General features: G+C 70.7%; 18 protein-coding genes. 7 read left to right on the forward strand and 11 right to left on the reverse strand.

Features of this window, described 5'->3' with window-relative positions:
* Positions 1 to 86: 86 nt before the first annotated feature.
* From whiA to uvrC, 4 genes are read right to left on the reverse strand one after another with little or no spacing between them, the layout of a single operon-like run.
* Entirely contained in the window at positions 87 to 1,076 is a 990-nt protein-coding gene (whiA, locus tag ACQPWZ_RS08610; protein WP_313947013.1) for a DNA-binding protein WhiA, read from the reverse strand.
* The gene (locus ACQPWZ_RS08615; protein WP_340472477.1) at positions 1,067 to 2,131 is read right to left on the reverse strand and encodes a gluconeogenesis factor YvcK family protein; all 1,065 of its coding nucleotides are present in this window, start codon (positions 2,129 to 2,131) and stop codon (positions 1,067 to 1,069) included. Before ACQPWZ_RS08615 ends, whiA begins: the two co-directional genes overlap by 10 nt.
* Complete coding sequence (rapZ, locus tag ACQPWZ_RS08620) at positions 2,128 to 3,063, reverse strand: RNase adapter RapZ (protein ID WP_313947011.1); 936 nt, start codon at positions 3,061 to 3,063, stop codon at positions 2,128 to 2,130. Before rapZ ends, ACQPWZ_RS08615 begins: the two co-directional genes overlap by 4 nt.
* Complete coding sequence (gene uvrC, locus ACQPWZ_RS08625; protein ID WP_433571027.1) at positions 3,060 to 5,033, reverse strand: excinuclease ABC subunit UvrC; 1,974 nt, start codon at positions 5,031 to 5,033, stop codon at positions 3,060 to 3,062. The genes rapZ and uvrC overlap by 4 nt, the downstream gene beginning before the upstream one ends.
* A 403-nt stretch (positions 5,034 to 5,436) precedes the next feature.
* Here uvrC and ACQPWZ_RS08630 point away from each other — a divergent pair, with 403 nt between their 5' ends.
* The gene (locus ACQPWZ_RS08630) at positions 5,437 to 6,378 is read left to right on the forward strand and encodes a hypothetical protein (RefSeq protein ID WP_340472479.1); all 942 of its coding nucleotides are present in this window, start codon (positions 5,437 to 5,439) and stop codon (positions 6,376 to 6,378) included.
* A 49-nt stretch (positions 6,379 to 6,427) separates the two neighbouring features.
* Here ACQPWZ_RS08630 and ACQPWZ_RS08635 read toward each other — a convergent pair whose 3' ends face one another.
* Positions 6,428 to 6,859, reverse strand: a complete 432-nt coding sequence (locus tag ACQPWZ_RS08635) for a Rieske (2Fe-2S) protein (protein WP_433571028.1) — start codon at positions 6,857 to 6,859, stop codon at positions 6,428 to 6,430.
* 126 nt (positions 6,860 to 6,985) lie between these two features.
* Here ACQPWZ_RS08635 and ACQPWZ_RS08640 point away from each other — a divergent pair, with 126 nt between their 5' ends.
* Positions 6,986 to 7,888: a carbohydrate kinase family protein gene (locus ACQPWZ_RS08640; protein WP_433571029.1), complete on the forward strand. Its 903-nt coding sequence runs from the start codon at positions 6,986 to 6,988 to the stop codon at positions 7,886 to 7,888.
* Positions 7,889 to 8,000: 112 nt separating this feature from the next.
* Here the strand turns inward: ACQPWZ_RS08640 and uvrA are convergent, their stop codons facing one another.
* On the reverse strand, positions 8,001 to 11,036 hold the full coding sequence (gene uvrA / locus ACQPWZ_RS08645; RefSeq protein WP_340472482.1) for an excinuclease ABC subunit UvrA: 3,036 nt from the start codon (positions 11,034 to 11,036) through the stop codon (positions 8,001 to 8,003).
* A 196-nt stretch (positions 11,037 to 11,232) separates the two neighbouring features.
* Here uvrA and ACQPWZ_RS08650 point away from each other — a divergent pair, with 196 nt between their 5' ends.
* The 3 genes from ACQPWZ_RS08650 (at position 11,233) to ACQPWZ_RS08660 (ending at position 13,786) form a co-directional block, all read left to right on the forward strand.
* Complete coding sequence (locus tag ACQPWZ_RS08650; RefSeq protein ID WP_356699389.1) at positions 11,233 to 11,925, forward strand: maleylpyruvate isomerase family mycothiol-dependent enzyme; 693 nt, start codon at positions 11,233 to 11,235, stop codon at positions 11,923 to 11,925.
* A 10-nt stretch (positions 11,926 to 11,935) separates the two neighbouring features.
* On the forward strand, positions 11,936 to 12,592 hold the full coding sequence (locus ACQPWZ_RS08655) for an MBL fold metallo-hydrolase (RefSeq protein WP_327684844.1): 657 nt from the start codon (positions 11,936 to 11,938) through the stop codon (positions 12,590 to 12,592).
* A gap of 147 nt (positions 12,593 to 12,739) precedes the next feature.
* Positions 12,740 to 13,786, forward strand: a complete 1,047-nt coding sequence (locus ACQPWZ_RS08660) for a S66 family peptidase (RefSeq protein ID WP_433571030.1) — start codon at positions 12,740 to 12,742, stop codon at positions 13,784 to 13,786.
* A gap of 80 nt (positions 13,787 to 13,866) precedes the next feature.
* Here ACQPWZ_RS08660 and ACQPWZ_RS08665 read toward each other — a convergent pair whose 3' ends face one another.
* The 5 genes from ACQPWZ_RS08665 to ACQPWZ_RS08685 all read right to left on the reverse strand — a co-directional run bounded on the left by ACQPWZ_RS08665 (position 13,867) and on the right by ACQPWZ_RS08685 (position 21,015).
* Entirely contained in the window at positions 13,867 to 14,874 is a 1,008-nt protein-coding gene (locus ACQPWZ_RS08665) for a TerC/Alx family metal homeostasis membrane protein (protein WP_433571031.1), read from the reverse strand.
* A gap of 223 nt (positions 14,875 to 15,097) precedes the next feature.
* A complete protein-coding gene (locus ACQPWZ_RS08670; RefSeq protein WP_433571032.1) occupies positions 15,098 to 17,053 on the reverse strand; it encodes a TerD family protein in 1,956 nt (651 codons plus the stop codon).
* A 106-nt stretch (positions 17,054 to 17,159) separates the two neighbouring features.
* A complete protein-coding gene (locus tag ACQPWZ_RS08675) occupies positions 17,160 to 17,738 on the reverse strand; it encodes a TerD family protein (protein ID WP_096629140.1) in 579 nt (192 codons plus the stop codon).
* A gap of 179 nt (positions 17,739 to 17,917) precedes the next feature.
* Positions 17,918 to 20,038: an excinuclease ABC subunit UvrB gene (gene uvrB / locus ACQPWZ_RS08680; protein WP_433571033.1), complete on the reverse strand. Its 2,121-nt coding sequence runs from the start codon at positions 20,036 to 20,038 to the stop codon at positions 17,918 to 17,920.
* Positions 20,039 to 20,145: 107 nt separating this feature from the next.
* The gene (locus tag ACQPWZ_RS08685; protein ID WP_433573788.1) at positions 20,146 to 21,015 is read right to left on the reverse strand and encodes an MHYT domain-containing protein; all 870 of its coding nucleotides are present in this window, start codon (positions 21,013 to 21,015) and stop codon (positions 20,146 to 20,148) included.
* Positions 21,016 to 21,275: 260 nt separating this feature from the next.
* Here ACQPWZ_RS08685 and ACQPWZ_RS08690 point away from each other — a divergent pair, with 260 nt between their 5' ends.
* Positions 21,276 to 22,166, forward strand: coding sequence for a glycerophosphodiester phosphodiesterase (locus tag ACQPWZ_RS08690; protein WP_433571034.1), 891 nt, complete (start codon positions 21,276 to 21,278; stop codon positions 22,164 to 22,166).
* A 57-nt stretch (positions 22,167 to 22,223) separates the two neighbouring features.
* A complete protein-coding gene (locus ACQPWZ_RS08695; RefSeq protein WP_340472490.1) occupies positions 22,224 to 22,754 on the forward strand; it encodes a methylated-DNA--[protein]-cysteine S-methyltransferase in 531 nt (176 codons plus the stop codon).
* Positions 22,755 to 22,879: the final 125 nt, after the last annotated feature.

The following is a 22,879-nucleotide window of genomic DNA, read 5'->3' on the forward strand; positions in this document are numbered from 1 at the left end:
CCGCGCCCGGCACACGAGTGAACAACAGAAGCTGCCGGTGCCCGTGGGGGCACCGGCAGCGTCGGGAGAGGCGGGAAAGCGGTCTGTCAGCCGACGAGACCGTCGGCCAGTTCCTCGGAGAGGGTGGACTCGGTGCCGGGGATGCCGAGGTCCTGTGCGCGCTTGTCGGCCATCGCCAGCAGCCGGCGGATCCGGCCCGCGACCGCGTCCTTCGTCAGCGGCGGGTCGGCGAGCGCGCCCAGCTCCTCCAGGGAGGCCTGCTTGTGTTCCATGCGCAGCCGGCCGGCGGCGGCGAGGTGCTCGGGCACCTCCTCGCCGAGGATCTCCAGCGCGCGCTGCACCCGGGCGCCCGCGGCGACGGCCGCCCGGGCCGAGCGGCGGAGGTTGGCGTCGTCGAAGTTGGCGAGGCGGTTGGCGGTGGCGCGGACCTCGCGCCGCATACGCCGCTCCTCCCACGCGAGCACCGACTCGTGCGCACCCAGACGCGTCAACAGCGCGCCGATCGCATCACCGTCACGGACGACGACGCGGTCCACACCACGTACCTCCCGCGCCTTCGCGGCGATGGAGAGCCGACGGGCCGCGCCGACCAGCGCGAGCGCCGCCTCGGGGCCGGGGCAGGTGACCTCCAGCGACGAGGAGCGGCCGGGCTCGGTCAGCGAGCCGTGCGCCAGGAACGCCCCGCGCCAGGCGGCCTCGGCGTCACAGGTGGCACCGGAGACGACCTGCGGCGGCAGGCCCCGGATCGGCCTCCCGCGGCCGTCGACCAGCCCCGTCTGGCGGGCGAGCTGGTCGCCGCCCGCCACCACGCGTACGACATAGCGCGAGCCGCGGCGCAGTCCCCCGGGCGCCATCACCATCAGCTCGGAGCTGTGTCCGAAGATCTCCAGGATGTCCCGCTTCAGCCGGCGCGCGGCGATGCCGGTGTCCAGCTCCGCCTCGATCACGATGCGGCCGCTCACCAGGTGCAGCCCGCCCGCGAACCGCAGGATCGCCGAGACCTCCGCCTTTCTGCAGCAGGTCCGGGTGACGGGAAGCCGGGAGATTTCGTCCTTCACCGCTGCCGTCATCGCCATGGGCCGATCCTTCCATGCATCCGAAAAATACGGTCGTACGCGGCGGCCAACAGCTCCGGATCATGCTTCGGAACGCCTCCCCCAGGGGCTCCGCCCTGGGCGGTACCCCCAGCGAGGGCCACAGGGGCCAGCTCGACCGCGGCGCCGAGGCTCTTTGCGGCATCGGCGAGGGACTCTCGGTCGGGCACGGCGGCCTCGTCGGCCAGCACCACGTCGAGGGCGAGTTTAGGCGCGTGTCGTCCCAAAACCTCCAAATGACGCTGCGGTGAGAAGCCTTCTGTTTCGCCGGGTTGGGGCGCGAGGTTCAAGGAAAGGACCCGGCGGGCCTTCGTCTCGACCAGCGCGTCCAGCAGTTCGGGCACCAGGAGGTGCGGAATCACCGACGAGAACCAGGATCCGGGCCCGAGAACCACCCAGTCGGCGTCCCGTACGGCGGCGACGGCCTCCGGGACGGCCGGCGGGTCGTGCGGCACGAGGTGCACGGACTGCACCTCTCCCGGCGTGAGCGCCACGGTCGCCTGCCCCCGGACCGTCTCCACGTCGTCCGGGCGCGCCGGATCGTGGCCCTTGACCAGAGCCTGGAGCTCCAGCGGCACGGCGGACATGGGGAGCACCCGGCCGTGCGCGCCGAGCAGCTTGCCGACGAGGTCGAGTGCCTGGACGTGGTCGCCGAGCTGTTCCCACAGCGCCACCATCAGCAGATTGCCGACCGCGTGCTCGTGCAGATCGCCCTTGGACTGGAAGCGGTGCTGGATCACCCGGGCCCAGGTCTGGCCCCATTCGTCGTCGCCGCACAGGGCCGCCAGCGCCTTGCGCAGATCGCCGGGCGGCAGCACGCCCAGCTCCTCCCGGAGCCGGCCGCTGGAGCCGCCGTCGTCGGCCACGGTGACGACCGCGGTGAGGTCGCCGGTGATACGGCGCAGGGCCGTGAGCGACGCGGAGAGGCCCATGCCGCCGCCGAGGGCGACGACCTTGGGCTGGGCGCCGCGGTTCCGCCCCGCGAGCGTGTGCGCGGTCCTGCGCAGCCGACGCAGACGGATGGCCTGTCCGCTCACTCGCGCCCCATGTCACGGTGGACGACGACCGTCTCGACGCCCGCGGAGGAGAGCCGGGCGGCGAGCTTCTCGGACGTGGCGACGGAGCGGTGCTTGCCGCCCGTGCAGCCGACGGCGATGGTCACGTACCGCTTGCCCTCACGGCGGTAGCCGGCGGCGATCAGCTGGAGCAGCTCGGTGTAGCGGTCGAGGAACTCCTTGGCGCCGGGCTGGTTGAAGACGTAGTTCGACACCTCTTCGTTCAGGCCGGTGAAGGGGCGGAGCTCCGGGACCCAGTGCGGGTTCGGCAGGAACCGCATGTCGACCACGAGGTCCGCGTCCACCGGCAGCCCGTACTTGAAGCCGAACGACATGACGGTGGCCCGCAGCTCGGGCTCCTCGTCGCCGGCGAACTGGGCGTCCATCTTGGCCCGCAGCTCGTGCACGTTCAGGCTGGAGGTGTCGATCACCAGGTCGGCGTCGCCGCGCAGCTCACGCAGCAGATCGCGCTCGGCCGCGATGCCGTCGACGATCCTGCCGTCGCCCTGGAGGGGGTGCGGCCTGCGGACCGACTCGAAGCGGCGGACCAGGGCGTCGTCGGAGGACTCCAGGAACACGATCCGGCGCGTGACCTGCTTGGAATCGAGGTCGGCGAGGGACTCGCGGAGGTTGTCGAAGAACCGCCGGCCGCGGACGTCGACGACGACCGCGATCCGGGCCACGTTGCCCTGCGAGCGGGCCCCGAGCTCCACCATGGTGGGGATCAGGGCGGGTGGGAGGTTGTCGACGACGAACCAGCCGAGGTCCTCCAGACACTTGGCCGCCGTGCTGCGCCCGGCGCCGGACATACCGGAGATGATCACCAGCTCGGGGATGGCCGCGTCCGCGGCACCGCCGGGCTCGATCGTGGTGCCCGTACTCACGTCTGCTCCGTCTCCGTCGTGCTCGGTCATGTCGTACCGCCCCCGTCGTTCTCTTCCATGATCTCTCCTGTTGCCGTATTCACGGCAGGGACGGCCGGAGCCGCCTGGGCAAGGGCCACCACCACGGATTCCGCCGTCTTGCGGCCCATGCCGGGAACCTCGCAGATCTGCTCGATTGTCGCCTGCCGCAGCCGCTTGACCGACCCGAAATGCTTGATCAGCGCCTGTTTGCGGGTATCGCCCAGACCGTGCACCGCGTCCAGCGGGCTGGTCCTGATGCGCTTGGTCCGCTTGGAGCGCTGGTAGCGGATGGCGAAGTCGTGGGCGGTGTCCCGGACGCGCTGGAGGAGGTACAGGCCCTCGCTGGAGCGCGGCAGGATCACCGGGTCGTCCTCACGCGGCAGCCAGACCTCTTCCAGCCGCTTGGCCAGTCCACAGACCGCGACGTCGTCGATGCCCAGCTCGTCGAGCGCGCGCTGGGCCGCGGCCACCTGCGGCTTTCCGCCGTCGACGACGACGAGCTGCGGCGGGTACGCGAACCGCTTGGGCTTCCCGTCGTCCTCGGCCGGCGCGTCCTCGCCGATCCACTCGCCGGTCCTGTCCTTCTCCGCGAGATAGCGGCGGAAGCGCCGGCTGATCACCTCGTGCATGGACCGGACGTCGTCCTGGCCCTCGAAGGTCTTGATCTGGAAGCGGCGGTACTCGCTCTTGCGTGCCAGGCCGTCCTCGAAGACCACCATGGAGGCCACGACGTCCTCGCCCTGGAGGTGGGAGATGTCGAAGCACTCGATCCGCAGCGGCGCCGAGTCCAGCCCGAGGGCCTCCGCGATCTCCTCCAGCGCGCGCGAGCGCGTCGTGAGGTCGCTGGCGCGCTTCGTCTTGTGCAGGCCCAGCGCCTGGAGTGCATTGCGCTGGACCGTCGCCATCAGGTCCTTCTTGTCCCCGCGCTGGGGGATGCGCAGGGAGACGTTCGACCCCCGGCGCTGGCCGAGCCACTGACTGACCGCGTCCGAGTCGTCGGGAAGGGCGGGGACGAGGACCTCCTTGGGCACCGCATCGCCGCTCTCCTCGCCGTACAGCTGCTGGAGCGCGTGCTCGACGAGCCCGGCGGTGTCGACGGCCTCGACCTTGTCGGTGACCCAGCCGCGCTGACCGCGCACCCGGCCGCCGCGGACGTGGAAGATCTGCACGGCCGCTTCCAGCTCGTCCTCGGCGACCGCGATCACATCGGCGTCGGTGGCGTCCGCGAGCACGACGGCGTTCTTCTCCAGGGCGCGCCGGAGAGCCCCTATGTCGTCCCGCAGCCGGGCCGCCCGCTCGTACTCCATCTCCTCGGCCGCATCCGTCATCTGCCGCTCCAGGCGGCGGATGTACGTGCCGGTGCGGCCGGCCATGAAGTCGCAGAACTCGTCGGCCAGTTCGCGGTGCTCCTCGGGTGAGACCCGGCCGACGCAGGGCGCGGAGCACTTGCCGATGTAGCCGAGCAGACAGGGCCGGCCCTTTTGCTGATGGTTCTTGAAGACCCCGGCGGAGCAGGTGCGCACGGGGAAGACGCGCAGCATCAGGTCGACGGTCTCGCGGATCGCCCAGGCGTGGCCGTACGGACCGAAGTACCGCACGCCCTTGCGCTTGGCGCCGCGCATCACCTGGACGCGCGGGAACTCCTCGTTCAGGGTGACGGCGAGGTAGGGATAGCTCTTGTCGTCCCGGTACTTGACGTTGAACCGCGGGTCGTACTCCTTGATCCAGGAGTACTCCAGCTGGAGCGCCTCGACCTCGGTGGAGACGACGGTCCACTCGACGGAGGCCGCTGTGGTGACCATCGTCGCCGTGCGCGGGTGCAGATTGGCCAGGTCCTGGAAGTAGCTGGCGAGGCGCTGGCGGAGGCTTTTCGCCTTCCCCACGTAGATCACCCGGCGGTGATCGTCGCGGAACCGGTAGACCCCCGGCGAGTCGGGGATCTCTCCCGGCTTGGGACGGTAGCTGGAGGGGTCTGCCATGCCGACCACCCTACTGGCGGGGGGTGACAGCGCGGGGCGCGCGGGCGGGCGTGGAGCAGTCGGCTCCAGCCGGTCCCAAGGTGCCGCGACGGCGTCCGGTGCGGCTCGGCCGGGGACGGTCTCCGGCCCGCCGTACGAGAGCAGCCCGCCACGGCGAGTGCGCGTCGGGGGACAGAGCGCGTCCGGGCGCCGCGGTTGTGCAGGAATCCTTGTCGCGGGCAGGTCAACCCGCTTCAATGCGGTGGACACGGGGCTGTGAACGCCGCAACCGGGATGTGAACACCTCCCCCGCCCCGGCCGGACGGCCGGACCGCCCACTCACAGCGCCCCCGCTTCCGTCCTGACCGTTCACCCGGGCCGTCGCAGGCCGCGCAGCCGTACCCCCGAAGCCGCTGGAGGTTCCATGGGTCGCCCCGACCTCGATACCGCCGATCTGGCACAGGTGCTGCACACCGGGCCGTTCCATCTGGCGCTGCGGGCCGCGCTCGCGGTGCGCGGACTGCCGCTCCAGCGGGTGCAGCACCATCTCGCCCATCGCGGCATCAAGGTCGGGGTGACCAGCCTCAGTTACTGGCAGCAGGGCGCCCGCCGGCCGCAGCGTCCGGAGTCGCTGCGGGCGGTCCGCGCGCTGGAGGAGGTGCTGGAGCTGCCCGGCAACTCACTGACCCGGCTGCTCGGTGTCGGCGAGCGCGGGGCGGGCCTCGACGTCGAGCGTCCCGCCGGACGCTCCTACCGCTCCCTGGCCGAGGTGTCCGGCGTCGTGGAGCGGCTGCTCACCGACATGGAGACGCCGACGGACACCGGGCTGCACACCGTGGGACACCACGAGCGCGTGCGGATCGGGGCCGGGCGGGAACTGGTGGGCCGCGATTCACAACATGTCGTCCGCGCCCACCGCGACGGCGTCGACCGCTATCTGGCCATCCACCACGGGGACCCCGGCTGCGACCCGGCGCTGGTCCGGGTGAGCGCGCTGGAGAACTGCCGTACGGGCCGGGTCCGCTGGCATCGCGAGACCGGGATCACCGTCGCGGAACTGCTCTTCGACGCCCGGCTGCGGGCGGGTGAGACCTATCTCTTCGGCTACGGCTTCGAGGACGGCACCGGCGGCCCCAGCAGCGAGTACGTCCGCGGCTTCACCTTCGCGGGCGGGCAGTACGTCCTTCAGGTGCGGTTCGACGAGGGGGCCCTGCCGGCCCGGTGCCGCCGGTTCGCCCAGGCCACCACGGGTGCTCCACGGGGCGCCCGGACGGCTCTGACGCTCAGCGGCAGGCACCGTACGGTGCATCTGGTCGAGCAGGGTGTGCGGCCCGGGATTCTCGGGATCGACTGGGACTGGGAGTGAGCCCGGGCCGGTCGTCGTCCCCGGCCGGTGGCCGGGGAAACCGGACGCCTTACGCGCTCGGCCCCGCGACGAGCTTTCCGCCCTGCGCCGTGACCGGCACCTCGGGCAGCGGCACGGTCGCCGGGCCCTGGAGCGCCTTGCCGGTGGTCACGTCGAAGCGGCTGCCGTGGCACGGGCAGTTGCCCACGGTGCCTTCGACCTTGTCGAGGACGCAGCCGGCGTGTGTGCACTGGGCGCTGAACGCCCGGTACTGGCCCGCGGACGGGCTGCTCACGATCAGGCGTTGCTCGCGGTAGAGCTTGGCGCCACCGACCGGGACGGCGTCGGCCGCGCCGAGGTCGACGGGCTGGGTCGGTGTGGGGTTCTCCGCATGGCCGAGCTTGGACTCGGTGGAGCAGGCGGCGACCCCGAGGCCGGCGGCCCCGGCGAGGGCGGCGCCTTTCAGCACGGTGCGGCGGGCGGCTGAGGGGTGGCCGGACATGCAGACTCCACAGGTCAGAGCATCGGTCGCAGGGCCTGCGACAGACCCGACAATACCGGCGTGTTCCTGCGGCCCCGCGAGCGGGATGCCTCCCCGGGGCCGCGGTTATGAGTTACGTTCTGGGCCGTGATCGTCGTCGCCGGTGAATCCCTGATCGACCTGGTCCCGCACGGGGACGGCGAGCCCCTGCCGACGCTGCTGCCACGCCTGGGCGGCGGACCGTACAACACCGCCGTGGCGCTGGGGCGGCTCGGCGCGCGCGCCGCCTTCTGCTCCCGGATGTCCACGGACGGCTTCGGGGAGGCGCTGCTGACCGGGCTGCGGGACGCGGGCGTCGACACCGGGCTGGTGGCGCGCGGCCCGGAGCCGACGACGCTGGCGGTCGCGTCCCTCGGCGCGGACGGCTCCGCCGGCTACGGCTTCTACGCCGAGGGCAGCGCAGACCGGCTGTTCGAACTGCCGCCCCGGCTGCCGGACACGGCACGGGCGGTGGCCTTCGGCACGTGCTCGCTGGTACTGGAGCCGGGCGCGAGCGCGTACGAGGCGCTGCTGCGGCGGGAGGCGGAGCGCGGGCTGTTCACGCTGCTCGATCCGAACATCAGACCGGGGCTGATCCCGGACGCGGACGCCTACCGAGCGCGGTTCGCGGGCTGGCTGCCGTCGGTGTCGCTGCTGAAGCTCTCGGAGGACGACGCCCGCTGGCTGGGCGGTGTGCCCGAGGGCCCGGCGGCGGTGGTCCTGACGCGGGGCGACGAGGGCATGAGCGTACGGACGCGGACCGGGACGGAGGTCTCCGTGCCCGCGACACAGGTGCGCGTCGCCGACACCATCGGCGCGGGCGACACGGTGAACGCGGCCCTGCTCCACGGCCTCGCGGCCCGGGACGCCCTGTCGGCCGACGGCATGGCCCGGCTGGACGCGGAGGGCTGGCGTGAGGTGCTGGACTTCGCGGCACGAGCGGCGGCGGTGACCTGCTCCCGTACGGGGGCGGAGCCTCCCTACGCCTGGGAACTGCGCCAGGACGACTGACGAGCCGTCCGGCGGGCCGGTGGCAGAGCGGTCCAGCGGGCCCGGACGCGGGCCGAACGACATCGGTCTCCCCCCGATGGGCTCGGGGGGAGACCGATGACGCCTACGGTGCTCAGGCCTTGCGGGCGCGGGCCGCCGTCTTCTTCGCCGCCGTCTTCTTGGCCACCGCCTTCTTCGCGGTGTTCTTGGCGACGGGTGCCTTCACGGTGGCGACCGAATTCGCGGCGGCCGTGGTCGCGGGCTTCTTCGCCGCGGCCTTCCTGGTGCCCGACCGCGCCTGCGGCACCACCGCGTCGCTGATCCGCTCCGTGTCCAGGATGTCCCGCAGGAACTTGCCGGTGTGGCTGGTCGGGACCCCGGCGATCTGCTCCGGAGTGCCCTCCGCGATGACGAGGCCGCCGCCGCTGCCGCCCTCCGGTCCCATGTCGACGACCCAGTCCGCTGTCTTGATCACATCGAGGTTGTGCTCGATGACGATGACCGTGTTGCCCTTGTCGACCAGCCCGGACAGCACGTTGATCAGCTTGCTGATGTCCTCGAAGTGCAGACCGGTCGTCGGCTCGTCGAGCACGTACACCGTGCTGCCGGTCGAGCGCTTCTGGAGCTCGGACGCCAGCTTCACCCGCTGGGCCTCACCGCCGGAGAGCGTCGGCGCGGACTGGCCGAGGCGGACGTAACCGAGACCGACCTCGTTGAGCGTGCGCAGATGACGGGAGATCGTCGGGACGGCCTCGAAGAAGTCCAGGGCCTCCTCGATCGGCATGTCCAGCACCTCTGCGATGGACTTGCCCTTGTAGTGGACCTCCAGGGTCTCCCGGTTGTAGCGCGCCCCGTGGCAGACCTCGCACGGGACGTACACGTCCGGAAGGAAGTTCATCTCGATCTTGATGGTGCCGTCGCCCGAGCAGTTCTCGCAGCGGCCGCCCTTGACGTTGAAGGAGAACCGGCCGGGGAGATAGCCCCGGACCTTGGCCTCCATCGTCTCGGCGAAGAGCCTGCGGACATGGTCGAAGACACCGGTGTACGTCGCCGGGTTCGACCGCGGGGTGCGGCCGATGGGCGACTGGTCGACATGCACGACCTTGTCGACGAGGTCGTCGCCGTCGACGCGGGTGTGCCGTCCGGGCACCGACTTGGCGCCGTTCAGCTCACGCGCCAGGTGCGTGTAGAGGATGTCGTTGACCAGGGTCGACTTGCCGGAGCCGGAGACACCGGTGACGGCGGTCAGGACACCGAGCGGGAAGGAGACGTCGATGTCCCGCAGGTTGTTCTCACGGGCGCCGTGGACGGTGAGCTGCCGTCCCGGGTCCATGGGCCGGCGGATGTCGGGGGTCGGGATGGACCGCTTCCCGGCGAGGTACTGACCGGTGATCGACGCCTTGTTGGTGAGCAGATCCTTGAGCGAGCCCGAGTGCACGACCTTGCCGCCGTGCTCGCCGGCGCCCGGACCGATGTCGACGACCCAGTCGGCCACCTTGATGGTGTCCTCGTCGTGCTCGACGACGATGAGGGTGTTGCCCATGTCACGGAGCCGGACGAGCGTCTCGATGAGCCGGTGGTTGTCGCGCTGGTGCAGACCGATGGACGGCTCGTCCAGGACGTACAGCACGCCGACGAGTCCGGAGCCGATCTGGGTGGCGAGCCGGATGCGCTGGGCCTCGCCGCCGGAGAGAGTGCCGGCCGCGCGGTTCAGCGAGAGGTAGTCCAGACCGACGTCGACCAGGAACCTCAGCCGCTCGTTGACCTCCTTGAGCACGCGCTCGGCGATCTTCTTGTCCCGGGCGTTCAGCGTCAGACGGCCGAGGAACTCGGCGCACTCGCTGATCGACATCGCGGAGACGTCGGCGATGGACTTCTCCATCACCGTCACCGCGAGGACGATCGGCTTCAGCCGGGTGCCCTGGCAGGTGGGACAGGGGACTTCGCGCATGTAGCCCTCGAAGCGCTCCCTGCTGGAGTCGCTCTCGGCCTCCTGGTGCCGCCGCTTGACGAACTGCACCGCGCCTTCGAACGCGGGCGTGGTGTACGCGCGCTCCCTGCCGTACCTGTTGCGGTAGCGGACCTCGACCTGGGTCTTGTGGCCGTAGAGCAGTGCCTTCTTGGCACGCTGCGGCAGGCCGCCCCAGGGCATGTCGGTGGTGAACCCGAGCGCCTGGGCGAGCCCGCCGATCAGCCGGCCGAAGTACTCCTTGGTGTGGCCGTGCGACCAGGGGTGGATCGCCCCCTCGTCGAGGGACTTCTCCTCGTCCGGGACGATCAGCTCGGGGTCGACCTCCATGCGCGTGCCGATGCCGGTGCAGTCGGGGCAGGCGCCGAAGGGGGAGTTGAAGGAGAACGAGCGGGGCTCGAGCTCCTCGAAGGACAGGTCGTCGTACGGGCAGTACAGATGCTCCGAGTACATCCGCTCACGCTCGGGGTCGTCCTCCGGGAGGTCGACGAAGTCGAGCACGACCATGCCGCCGGAGAGGCCGAGCGCGGTCTCCACGGAGTCGGTCAGCCGGCGCTTGGCGCTGTCCTTGACCGTGAGGCGGTCGATGACCACCTCGATGGTGTGCTTCTCCTGCTTCTTCAGCGTCGGCGGCTCGGCGAGCTGGATCGTCTGCCCGTCGACCCGGGCCCGGCTGTATCCCTTGGTCTGGAGATCGGAGAAGAGGTCGACGAACTCGCCCTTGCGCTCGCGCACCAGCGGCGAGAGCACCTGGAAGCGGCTGCCCTCGGGAAGCTCGAGCACCCTGTCGACGATGGCCTGCGGCGACTGGCGCGTGATGGGCCGGCCGCACTCGGGACAGTGCGGCTTGCCGATCCGCGCGAACAGCAGGCGGAGGTAGTCGTAGACCTCGGTGATGGTGCCGACCGTCGAGCGCGGGTTGCGCGAGGTCGACTTCTGGTCGATGGAGACGGCCGGGGAGAGGCCCTCGATGAAGTCGACGTCCGGCTTGTCCATCTGACCGAGGAACTGGCGGGCGTACGACGACAGGGATTCCACGTACCGGCGCTGGCCCTCGGCGAAGATCGTGTCGAAGGCGAGCGAGGACTTGCCCGACCCGGAGAGCCCCGTGAAGACGATGAGGGAGTCACGGGGGAGGTCGAGCGAAACGTTCTTGAGATTGTGCTCGCGAGCGCCACGAACGATGAGACGGTCGGCCACGCCGGGTCCGCACCTTTCTTCAGAGAAGCGGGGGCACCGGCCCCCGTCCCAGACTGTTCCAGCCTACGGAGGGCGCCAGATCGATGAATGCCAGACAAGCAAGGATGCCTCGGACCAGGCTATAGCACGTGCATTCGATTTCAGACCGCGCTCTGCCACCTTCACCCGAACGTGTGGCGGGGCTATCGTCGGCCTCATGATCGATCCCCTGCGCGACCTGGCATCTGTACGTGAAGCCACCGAGCGGCTGCTCAGCGCAGTCGACTCCATGGACAACGCCGTCCTCGCCGGTCCGTCACGGCTACCGGGCTGGAGCCGCGGACATGTCCTTGCTCATGTATCCCGTAACGCCGACGCGATCGTAAATATTCTCGAGGGCCGGCCGATGTACGCGAGCGCCGAGGCGCGCGAGGCCGACATCGAGCGGGACGCGCGGCGTCCGCTGGACGTGCAGCTCGCCGACCTGCGCGACAGCGCGGCCCGCCTGGAGGCCGTGGGCGCGCTCCCCGCGGACTGGCGGCGCACGGTCCAGCTGCGCAACGGCGTCACCGACGCCGCCGCCCGGGTCCCCTTCCGGCGGCTCGTCGAGGTCGAACTGCACCATGTGGACCTCGGCGTGGGCTACGAGCTGGAGGATCTGCCCCAGGAGTTCACCGCCCGGGAGATCGACTTCCTCGCGCAGCGGTTCTCCGGCCGGCCGGACGTGCCCCCGACCCGGATCGCCGCGACGGACGGCTCCGGCGGCGAGTGGCACACCGGCGGTACCGACGGCGCCCCGGTCACCGTCTCCGGCCCCGCGGCCGCGCTCGTGGGCTGGCTCGCCGGCCGCCGGGACGGGGCCGCCCTGGACACCGCGGGAGCCCTGCTGCCCGCGCTGCCCCCGCTATAGGCTGATCTCCATGACGTACAGCGGAGTGGTGAAGGTCGGCGGCGCTGCGGACGTTCACGAACTGACGGACCTGATGATCTCCAAGGTCGCCGTCGGTCCGATGGACAACAACGCCTTTCTGCTGCGCTGCCGCGCCACGGACGAGCAGTTGCTGATCGACGCGGCGAACGAGCCGGAGACGCTGCTCCGGCTGATCGGCGACGACTCCATCGCCTCGGTGGTCACCACGCACCGCCACGGCGACCACTGGCAGGCACTCGCCGATGTGGTCGGGGCGACGGGTGCGCGCACCTACGCGGGGCGCTTCGACGCCGAGGGCATTCCCGTCGCCACGGACGTGCAGGTCGAGGACGGCGACGTCATCCGCGTCGGCCGGGTCGAGCTGACAGCCCGGCATCTGGTGGGCCACACCCCGGGGTCGATCGTCCTGGTCTACGACGACCCGCACGGCCACCCGCACATCTTCACCGGCGACTGCCTCTTCCCCGGCGGCGTGGGCAACACCCGCAAGGACCCGGTGGCGTTCCAGAGCCTGATCGACGGTGTCGAGGAGAAACTCTTCGGTCAGCTGCCGGACGAGACGTGGGTGTACCCGGGTCACGGCAAGGACACGACGCTCGGCGACGAGCGGCCGCACCTGGCGGAGTGGCGCCGGCGCGGCTGGTGACCGCGCGGCTGTACGGGAGTCCCGGCGCCCGGGCGGCGCCGGGGACGGGTTCGCATCCGGTCTGATGTGCGTGTGGGCCCGCGTGCGGACGGTCCGCCGGGGAGAAACCGTTGTCGCCCGGCGGCGGCGCACGGTTAGCCTCCGGCCATGACGCAGCCCGTCCACCCTCCCAAGCCCCGTCCCGGCGACCGGGTCGCGGTCCTCTCGCCGTCCAGCGGGCTTCCGGGACTGCTGCCGCTGCCGTTCGAGCTCGGTCTCGCCCGGCTCCGTGAGGACTTCGGGCTCGTCCCGGTCGAGTATCCGACGACCCGCCGGATGGGCTCGTCGCCGCGGGAGCGGGCCCGCGACATCCATGCCGCCTTCGCGGATCCCGGCGTCACGGCCGTCATCGCGAGCATCGGCGGAGACGACCAGATCACCGTGCTGCCGTATCTGGACCGGGAGTTGATCCGCGCGAACCCGAAGCCGTTCTTCGGCTACAGCGACAACACGGCCCTGCACTGCTACCTCTGGAACACCGGCATCGTCAGCTACCACGGCGGCAGCGTGATGGTCGAGCTCGGCCGCCCGGGAGCCATGGCGCCCCTGACCGCCGACTCCCTGCGGGCCGCCCTGTTCACCTCGGGTCCCTACGAACTCCGCGCCGCCGACCGGTTCCGGGTCGTCGACCGCGACTGGGCGGACCCGGCGACGTTCGAGGCCGAGCCGGAGACGGATCCGGGCGACGGCTGGCTGTGGCACGGACCCGAGCGCGTCGTCGAGGGGCGTTCGTGGGGCGGAAATCTCTCGGTGCTGTCCTGGCTGTTGATGGCGGACCGCGAGATCAGTCAGGACCTCTCGGCGTACGACGGCGGAGTGCTGCTCCTGGAGACCGACGAGGAACTGCCGTCGGCCGAGGAGGTGTTCCGGATCCTGCGCGCCATGGGCGAGCGGGGGCTGCTGGAGCGCTTCGACGCGCTGCTGATGGGCCGGGCCAAGACCTGGTCCTTCGACCGGCCCGGCGACCACGCGGAACGGGCCCGGTACGCGCGCGACCAGCGCGAGGCGGTGCTGCGAGCCCTGGCGGTGTACGCGCCGGACGTGATGGCCGTCTTCGACGTCGACCTCGGACACACCGATCCGCAGTTGATCGTTCCCTACGGCGGGCTGGTGCGGGTGGACGGGCCCGCACGTCGTATCACGGTGACGTACTGACTCAGCGAAGGCCGGGACCGCCGGAACGCCGGTGGGCGGGGACAGCAGCCGCTGTCCCCGCCCACCGTTCATGAGGTCCGTCAGGCCTCGATGCTGTCCTTCTCCGGCGACTCCGGCGACTCCGGCGTCTGGGCCGCCTCACGCTCGGACTGCCTCTTGGAGGCGATGAGGCTGGTGATCGTAGTGATGATCAGCACGCCGCAGATGACCGCCAGCGAGACCGGGATCGAGATCTCGGGGACATGCACCCCGCTCTCGTGCAGTGCGTGCAACACCAGTTTCACGCCGATGAAGCCGAGGATCACCGACAGGCCGTAGCTGAGGTGGACCAGCTTCCTGAGCAGTCCGCCGATCAGGAAGTACAGCTGCCGCAGACCCATCAGGGCGAAGGCGTTGGCGGCGAAGACGATGTACGGGTCCTGGGTGAGGCCGAAGATCGCCGGGATCGAGTCCAGCGCGAACAGCACGTCCGTGGTGCCGATGGCCAGCATGACCACCATCAGGGGGGTCAGGACGCGCTTGCCGTTGTTGCGGATGAAGAGCTTCGTGCCGTGGTACTTGTCGGCGACGCCGAACTTCTTCTCGATGGACTTCAGGAGGCGGTTCTCCTCGAACTCCTCGTCCTCGTCGTCGGCCCGCGCCTCCTGGATGAGCTTCCAGGCGGTGTAGATCAGGAACGCACCGAAGATGTAGAAGACCCAGGAGAAGCTGGCGATGATCGCGGCACCGGCGGCGATGAAGATCGCTCGCAGCACCAGGGCGATCAGCACACCGATGAGCAGCACCCGCTGCTGGAGGTGTGAGGGCACCGAGAACTTCGCCATGATCAGGACGAAGACGAAGAGGTTGTCGACGCTGAGCGATTTCTCGGTGATGAAGCCCGCGAAGAACTCGCCGGACGCCTGACTCTCGCCGGCCATCAGCAGGCCGAGGCCGAACAGCGCGGCCAGGACGATCCAGACGACCGTCCAGATTCCGGCTTCCTTGATGGACACGTCATGGGGCTTGCGCCCGATGAAGAAGTCCACCGCGATGAGGGCTGACAGACCAAGAATGGTCAGCAACCAGATGTTCAATGAAACGTCCACTGCGCCTCCGGCTTCGTACGGCTACTGATCAGCGTCGTCGCTGCCGGAGGTCTCCTCCACCCGAGCGGTCCTTGCCGCTCCGGCCGGCGCCCCGGGACCTGTGAATCGGTCCGTATTGACGGGCACGCCGCAGTCGGGAGTACTCCCCTCCGTTCAAAAGGAGAGTACAGGAATCCCCAAGGAAAGGTAAAGCGCGGGGTAAAGGACGGTTCAAATCAGCAGGTCAGCGGCCCCAGTTGCGGCGGGCGGCGGTCACCGCGTCCAGCACCTGACGCAGCACCGCGCTGCCCGGCGGGACCGTCAGCGGCTGGTACGTCCAGGCGTGCCGGACCCAGGGGTCGGCGAGGTGGTCGTCCGGCACGGGCGTGATCCGCAGGAGGGAGCGCCACAACGGGTCCAGCACCGGTCCGTAGGCGCTCGCGTCCTCGCGGTCCGCGACCATCATCAGGTGCACACCGACCGCCGGACCCTCGTCGGCGAGGTAGCGCAACTGGGTGACGGCCCGGTCGTCGAAGCCGTGCGGGAAGTCGTTGACGATCAGCAGCTGCTCGCCGGTGTCCAGGTCGGGCGGGAGGGCATCGGCCGCGCCTCCGCGCACCGCCATCGTCACCAGGTCCACCCGCTGGGTGAGCTTGGCGAGCGTGTCGCTCACACCCTGCGCGCCGGTCGCGGGCGGGCCCGCGAGCGCGCCCGACTCGACCAGCGGGGCGAGCGATGCCGCTGCCGTACGGGCCGGGTCGATGACATGGACGGTGAACTCACCGGGCGGATAGACGCCGAGCAGCCGGGCCGCGTGCGAGACCGCGCAGTCCACGGCGAGCTTCCGCAGCTGGCCCTCGTCCAGCATCATCGCGGCCTCGGAGCCGGTGCGTCCGCTGTCCACCCACAGGCCGCGCTCCAGCGGCAGCCTGATCAGGAACGGGATGCGCAGCTCCGGCGTCTCGGGCAGCTGGAGATCACCGAGGCGCAGGGCCATCGGGATCTCCATGGGCACCTGGTAGGCGTGCCAGACCGGGTTGTCCCAGCGCGCGAAGGCCGGCGGCAGGGCCGGCTCGACGACGTCGGACTCGGCCGACAGCTGGGCCAGGTCCCGGTCGAGCGCCTGGCGCGCCTGGGCCGTCAGCTCCTCGCACTTGGCGCGGGCCGCCGCACGGGCGGTGTCCCCGGCACCGCCGATACGGCTGCGCGGGTCGGACAGGGCCCGGTCCAGTTCCTGGTCGAGGCGGTTCTCGGCGAACTCGACCGCGCTGCGGTAGGCGGCGACCGCGCGGGCCAGGTCCTCGAACATCCCCCAGATCTGGTTGTAGAGCCGCTCCTCCATGGACCAGCCGGTGGCGTCGCCGGCGACGGGCCGGGCGGGCTGTCCGGGCTCGGCGGCCGGCGCGGTCGGGGGCGGCGGGGGCGGGGCCGAGCGGCGGCGCGGGTGCGCGTAGTCGATGGGGCCGCCGGATCCCGGCGGGGCGTCGGGTGTGGTGGGCTGCTGGGGTTCGGCCGGTGCCGGGGCCTGTCCGCCGCCGGCGCCGAGGCCGTCCGCGACCGTCGGGTCCACCGCGGAGGTCTGGCCGGAGGCCGGGCGGCCGTAGGCGCCGTCGGCGCCGCGGGTGTTCAGTGGCGCGGGCGCGGTCCGCGGTGTGCGCGGGGCGGCCGTGGCCTGGATCTCGGCGGCCGTCTCACGGGCCGTCGCGAGTCCCTGGTCGCCGAGGAGCTGGGCGAGCCCGCCCGCGTACCCCTGGCCCATGGCGCGCACCTTCCAGGCGCCCTGGCGGCGGTAGACCTCGACGGCGACGAGCGCCGTCTCGGTGTCCAGTCCGGTGATGGTGAAGCTGGCCACCTCGCTGCCGTCCTCGGCGACGACGGCGAGGAACGGGGCGGCCGTGGCGCCGAACTGGGCCGGGCCGCCGGTGCCTTCGGGGAGCGCGAGCAGGATGTTGAGCCGGTGGACGGCCGCCGGCACCGCCGACAGATCGACGGCGAAGCGGGGCGACTCGGTGGCCTGGCGGGGCACCTCGACGCCGTGGACGGTGGGCGCTCCGGGGTGGGCGATCCAGTCGTCCCGGACGGCACCCCGCTCGTCGGCGCAGGTCGCGCAGGCCACGACCGGGTGTCCGGCCGACACCCGTATCTCCAGGCGGGCGTCGGGCAATGGATGGTTCTGCCCCCGGACCAGCTCGGCCGTCATCGCCTTGTCCCCTCGTGCTGTGGTCGGTGCTGCGCGGTGGTGCCAATCGGTGCAGCTCCCGGCGGCCTCATGCCTCCGGGAGCTGCGTCGTCCGTGCGAGCCGTGCTTACAGGTGCGGCAGGATCGACGGCATCAGGTCCTGGAAGGTGCGGCCGTTGGCGGGGTTGCCGAGGGCAGTCATCTGCCAGCCCGAGCCCGCGCGGTGCACCTTCGCCATGATCTGGGCGGTGTACTGGCCACCGCCGTCGAGCGTGTAGCGGGCGAGCTCCTGGCCGTTCGTCTCGTCGACGATGCGGCAGAAGGCGTTCTGCACCTCCTGGAACGTCTGGCCGGTGAAGGAGTTCACCGTGAAGACGATCTGGTCGATGTGGACCGGCACTCGCTGAAGATCGACGAGGATCGCCTCGTCGTCGCCGCCCGAACCCGCCCCGCCGACCAGGTTGTCACCGGTGTGCTTCACCGAACCGTCGTCGCTGACCAGGTGACGGAAGAAGACCACGTCCACCGGCTGCTTGTCGGCGAACAGCACCGCCGAGGCATCCAGATCGATCTCCCTGGTGCGCGAGCCGAACAGACCGCGCCGGGGCGCCGCCTGCCAGCCGAGCCCCATCCGTACAGCCGTGAGGGTGCCCCCGTCGCTCTTCTGCAGGCTGATGGCCTGACCCTTGGTCATGTTGACCGTCACGCGCTGTCCCCTTCTCCCTGAATTCCGCCGCCCAACGCGCGGCTTCCCAGCACCCTACGCAGTTGCGTCAACGGTGCAGCACAAATGGCTCGATTTTGTGTCGGTCTTGCAACACACCAGGTGCGCGGGGGCTGCCGCACACCTGGTGAGCGGCGTGGTGACCCGCCCGTCGGACGGACTCAGGCCACACCCGCCTCCTTCATCTGACGGAGCTCCTTCTTCAACTCGCCGACCTCGTCGCGCAGCCGGGCCGCCACCTCGAACTGCAGGTCCGCGGCGGCCGCTCGCATCCGGTCGGTCATCTCCTCGATGATTCCGGCCAGTTCGGCGGCGGGCCGGTCGCTCAGCACCTCGCCCTTCCTGCCCGCCTTGCCGCCGAGCGCGGGGACGGGGGCCTTGGCGCCCTTGCCCGGCTTCTCCGCCTTCGCCTGCCGGTAGCCGGTGCCGAGCAACTGCTCGGTGTCGACCTCCTCGCGCGCGATGGTGGCGACGATGTCGTTGATCTTCTTGCGCAGCGGCTGAGGGTCGATGCCCCGCTCCGTGTTGTACGCGATCTGCTTCTCCCGGCGGCGGTTGGTCTCCTCGATGGCCTTCTCCATCGCCGGGGTGACCTTGTCCGCGTACATGTGGACCTGGCCGGAGACGTTGCGCGCCGCGCGGCCGATGGTCTGGATCAGCGAGGTGCCGGAGCGCAGGAAGCCTTCCTTGTCGGCGTCGAGGATCGCCACCAGGGACACCTCGGGGAGGTCGAGGCCCTCCCGCAGGAGGTTGATGCCGACCAGCACGTCGTACTCACCGGCGCGCAGCTCGCGCAGCAGCTCGACGCGGCGCAGGGTGTCGACGTCGCTGTGCAGATAGCGGACCTGGATGCCCAGTTCGAGGAAGTAGTCGGTGAGGTCCTCGGCCATCTTCTTGGTGAGGGTGGTGACGAGGACTCGTTCGTTCTTCTCCGTGCGCAGCCGGATCTCGTGCACCAGGTCGTCGATCTGGCCCTCGGTCGGCTTGACGACGACCTCCGGGTCGACGAGTCCGGTGGGGCGGATGATCTGCTCCACGAATCCGTCGCCGCGGGAGAGTTCGTACGCACCGGGGGTCGCCGACAGATACACGGTCTGGCCGGTCCGCTTCTTGAACTCCTCCCACTTCAGCGGGCGGTTGTCGAGCGCGGAGGGCAACCGGAAGCCGTGGTCGACCAGCGTCCGCTTGCGGGACGCGTCGCCCTCGTACATCGCGCCGATCTGCGGAACGGTGACGTGCGACTCGTCGATGACGAGGAGGAAGTCCTCAGGGAAGTAGTCGAGGAGGGTGTTGGGCGGCGAGCCGGGTCCGCGGTCGTCGAAGTGCATCGAGTAGTTCTCGATGCCCGAGCAGGAGCCGATCTGGCGCATCATCTCGAGGTCGTAGGTGGTGCGCATCCGCAGCCGCTGCGACTCCAGGAGCTTGCCCTGCTTGTCCAGCTCGGCCAGCCGCTGCTCCAGCTCCGCCTCGATGCCGTTGACCGCCTTCTCCATACGCTCGGGGCCCGCGACGTAGTGGGTCGCCGGGAACACGTAGAGCGACTGGTCCTCGCTGATGATCTCGCCCGTGAGCGGGTGGAGGGTGGAGAGCGCCTCGATCTCGTCGCCGAACATCTCGATGCGGACCGCGAGCTCCTCGTAGACCGGGAAGATCTCGATGGTGTCGCCGCGGACGCGGAAGGTGCCGCGCTGGAACGCCGCGTCGTTGCGCGTGTACTGGATGTCGACGAAACGGCGCAGCAGCTGGTCGCGGTCGATCTCGTCGCCGACCTTGAGCTGCACCATGCGGTCGACGTACTCCTGCGGGGTGCCGAGGCCGTAGATGCACGAGACGGAGGCGACGACGATCACGTCACGCCGGGTGAGCAGCGAATTGGTCGCGGAATGGCGCAGCCGCTCGACCTCTTCGTTGATCGAGGAGTCCTTCTCGATGTAGGTGTCCGACTGCGGGACGTAGGCCTCGGGCTGGTAGTAGTCGTAGTACGAGACGAAGTACTCGACGGCGTTGTTCGGCAGGAGCTCGCGGAACTCGTTCGCCAGCTGGGCGGCCAGCGTCTTGTTCGGCGCCATCACCAGGGTGGGGCGCTGGAGCTTCTCGATCATCCAGGCGGTCGTCGCCGACTTGCCGGTGCCGGTCGCGCCGAGCAGCACGACATCGTCCTCACCTGCGCGGATACGGCGCTCCAGGTCGGCGATGGCCGCGGGCTGGTCGCCACTGGGCTGAAAGGGACTGACGACCTCGAAGGGCGCCACCGTACGTTCGATCTTGGAAACGGGCCGCATGGATCCAACGGTACGACCCCCCACTGACAACCGGGCTCGGGTCCGTCGTGTGGATCAGGCCGGCTCCGGACGACGGCCCCGGGATTCGCCGCGGTGGCCGCCTCGGGTCACCAGCTGTCGGACCGGTGCCGCTCGCCCCTCTCGACCGCCCAGCCGGGCGACCGGTACCCGGACGGGCTCCCCGTGCGCTGGGCCGGCACCCCGGGGCGCAGGTCCATGCTGCCGGGCGCCTGCCGGTCGGGCTCTCCCAGCATCAGGAGCGGGTCGAACATCACGACCACCCCCGCCAGCACGAGGAAGACCACGGGGCCGATCAGCATGGGAAGGAGCAGCGCGGCGGGGTCGTCGCCCGTGCCCGCGGCGCCCGCGACTCCGTGCAGATGGACGCTGACGGCCGCCATGCCGGTGTAGTGCATGCCGCTCACGGCCACGCCCATGACCAGGCCGGCGCCGAGACCGGCCAGGAGGCCGTGGACGGAGACCGCCGCCCACAGGGCGATCGTGGCCGCGGCGACGGCGATCACCACGGATGCGGCGACGGTCACGGTGTCGTACGCCAGAGCCCCCTGGAGCCGCATCCCCGCCATGCCGAGGTAGTGCATGGAGGCGATGCCGAGGCCGGTGATCGTGCCGCCGGTCATCAGGGCCATCGGCGTGGCTCCGCGGTAGCCGACGAGGAAGATCCCGATGCCGGTCATGAGGACGGCGACGCCGAGGCCGGCGAAGACGACCGGCCGGTCGTAGGCGATCGGCGCCTCGTCCACGCTGAAGCCCATCATCGCGATGAAATGCATGCTCCAGATGCCGGAGCCGATCGCGGTCGCGCCCAGTGCCAGCCAGCCGGCCTTGAACGACTTCCTGTTGCGGACGGACCGTGCTGTGCAGCGGAGCCCGAGGGCACCGCCCAGCCACGCCATCACAAAAGCGGCCACGGGCGTGACGAGTCCGTAGCTGAAGCCGTCGACTGTTCCCTGCATACCTCTGACGCCCTTCGCTCCCGGCGTGATTCTGCGATCCTGCATCCCCCGCGATCCTGAGGGAACGTCCCGTCAGGGGCCGAGGGTATGACTCCGGCCACGGTTGGCAAACAGGTGTGCGGAGATTTGTCGACACACGAGCGGACACGCGATGTGTTCTGGGTGGATCCGTTCACGTTCTGGCCATACTTCGCCTGTTCCGCGTTGACCGGCGGGTGTCACTCTCGGCCCGTCCGTGACCGACACCGTGAGGAGTCAAGGTGTACGCACGTCCCGTCGCCGCAACTGCCGCCGCCGTCCTGGGAGTCGGCGCGGCCCTGCTGTCCCCTTCGGCGGCCGCCGCCGACCCGAGCCCCGCCGACACCGCGAGCCGGCACGGCGAACCGATCGTCTTCGCCCACCGAGGTGCTTCCGCGTACGCCCCGGAGAACACCCTCGCGGCCGTGGACCTCGCCGCCGGCATGGGCTTCGCCTGGGTCGAGAACGACGTCCAGCGCACCAAGGACGGCGAACTCGTGGTGGTCCACGACGACTCGCTGGCCCGCACCACGGACGTCGAGCAGCGGTTCCCCGCACGGTCGCCCTGGAAGGTCAAGGACTTCACGGCCGCCGAGATCGCCACGCTGGACGCGGGCAGCTGGTTCGGCCCGAAGTGGTCGGGCGCCCGGGTGCCGACCCTGAAGCAGTACCTGAACCGCGTCGAGGACAACGGCCAGAAGCTGCTGCTCGAGATCAAGAAGCCCGAGCTCTACCCCGGCATCGAGAAGGACACCCTGCGCGTGCTGCGCCAGGAGGGATGGCTCGACCGCGGGCACGTCCGCTGCCGCCTCGTGATCCAGAGCTTCGGCGCGGCCAGTGTGCGGGAGGTGCACCGGCAGCGCCCCGACGTCACCACCGGTTTCCTGGGCACGCCCGCGGTCACCGATCTGCCGTCGTACGCGGCGTTCACCGACCAGATCAACCCGACGTACAGCACCCTCACCGCCGACTACGTGACCGCGGTCCACCGGCTCAAGGGCGCGCACGGCAAGCGGCTCCAGGTGAACACCTGGACCGTGGACGACGCTGCGAACGCGGAACGGGTCGCCGGGTACGGCGTCGACGGCATCATCACCAACAAGCCCGACGTGGTGGCGGACGCGGTGGGCTGAGCCACTCCGCGCCGCAGCCGGAGGGCACTGTCAGTGCCCGGTCGTACGGTGGTCCGCATGAAGAGCTTCGAGTGGACCGTCGTGAACACGGACATCGGGCCCCTGCTGGTCGCCGCGACCGAGCAGGGCCTGGTGAGCGTCGTCTTCCACGCGGACGCGGGCATACGCGACCGGGCGCTCGGGCAGCTGGCCGGGCGCCTGGGCGCCGAGCCGGTCGAGGACGCGACCGGCAGACTGGCGGAGCCGGTGCGCCAGTTGACGGAGTACTTCGCGGGCGGCCTGCGGGAGTTCACACTGCCGCTCGACTGGTCGCTGTCGGGCGGCTTCAACCGTGAGGTGCTGCGCGAGCTCGCCGCCGGCGTCCCCTTCGGCACGGTCGTCGGCTACGGCGACCTGGCGTCCCGGGTGGGCCAGCCGGGAGCCGCCCAGGCCGTGGGGGCGGCCATGGGGTCCAATCCGCTGCCGGTGGTGGTGCCCTGCCACCGCGTGGTGGAGACCGACGGCAAGCTGGGGGGCTTCGGTGGCGGTCTGGAGACGAAGCGGAAGCTGCTGGCCCTGGAGGGGGTTCTGCCGGAGCCGCTGTTCTGAGGCGGGCGGATCCGGCCGTGCGCGCCGGGGCGCGAATGCGGTTTCGCACTGCCGTGCGAGCTGCCAGACTGCGCCAGTGACTCTCCGCGCTGACGCACCCTCCCTCTGTCCCGGCGGTGGAACGG

Source organism: Streptomyces sp. CA-251247 (genome assembly GCF_050952975.1).
In the GTDB taxonomy this organism is placed as follows: domain Bacteria; phylum Actinomycetota; class Actinomycetes; order Streptomycetales; family Streptomycetaceae; genus Streptomyces; species Streptomyces achmelvichensis.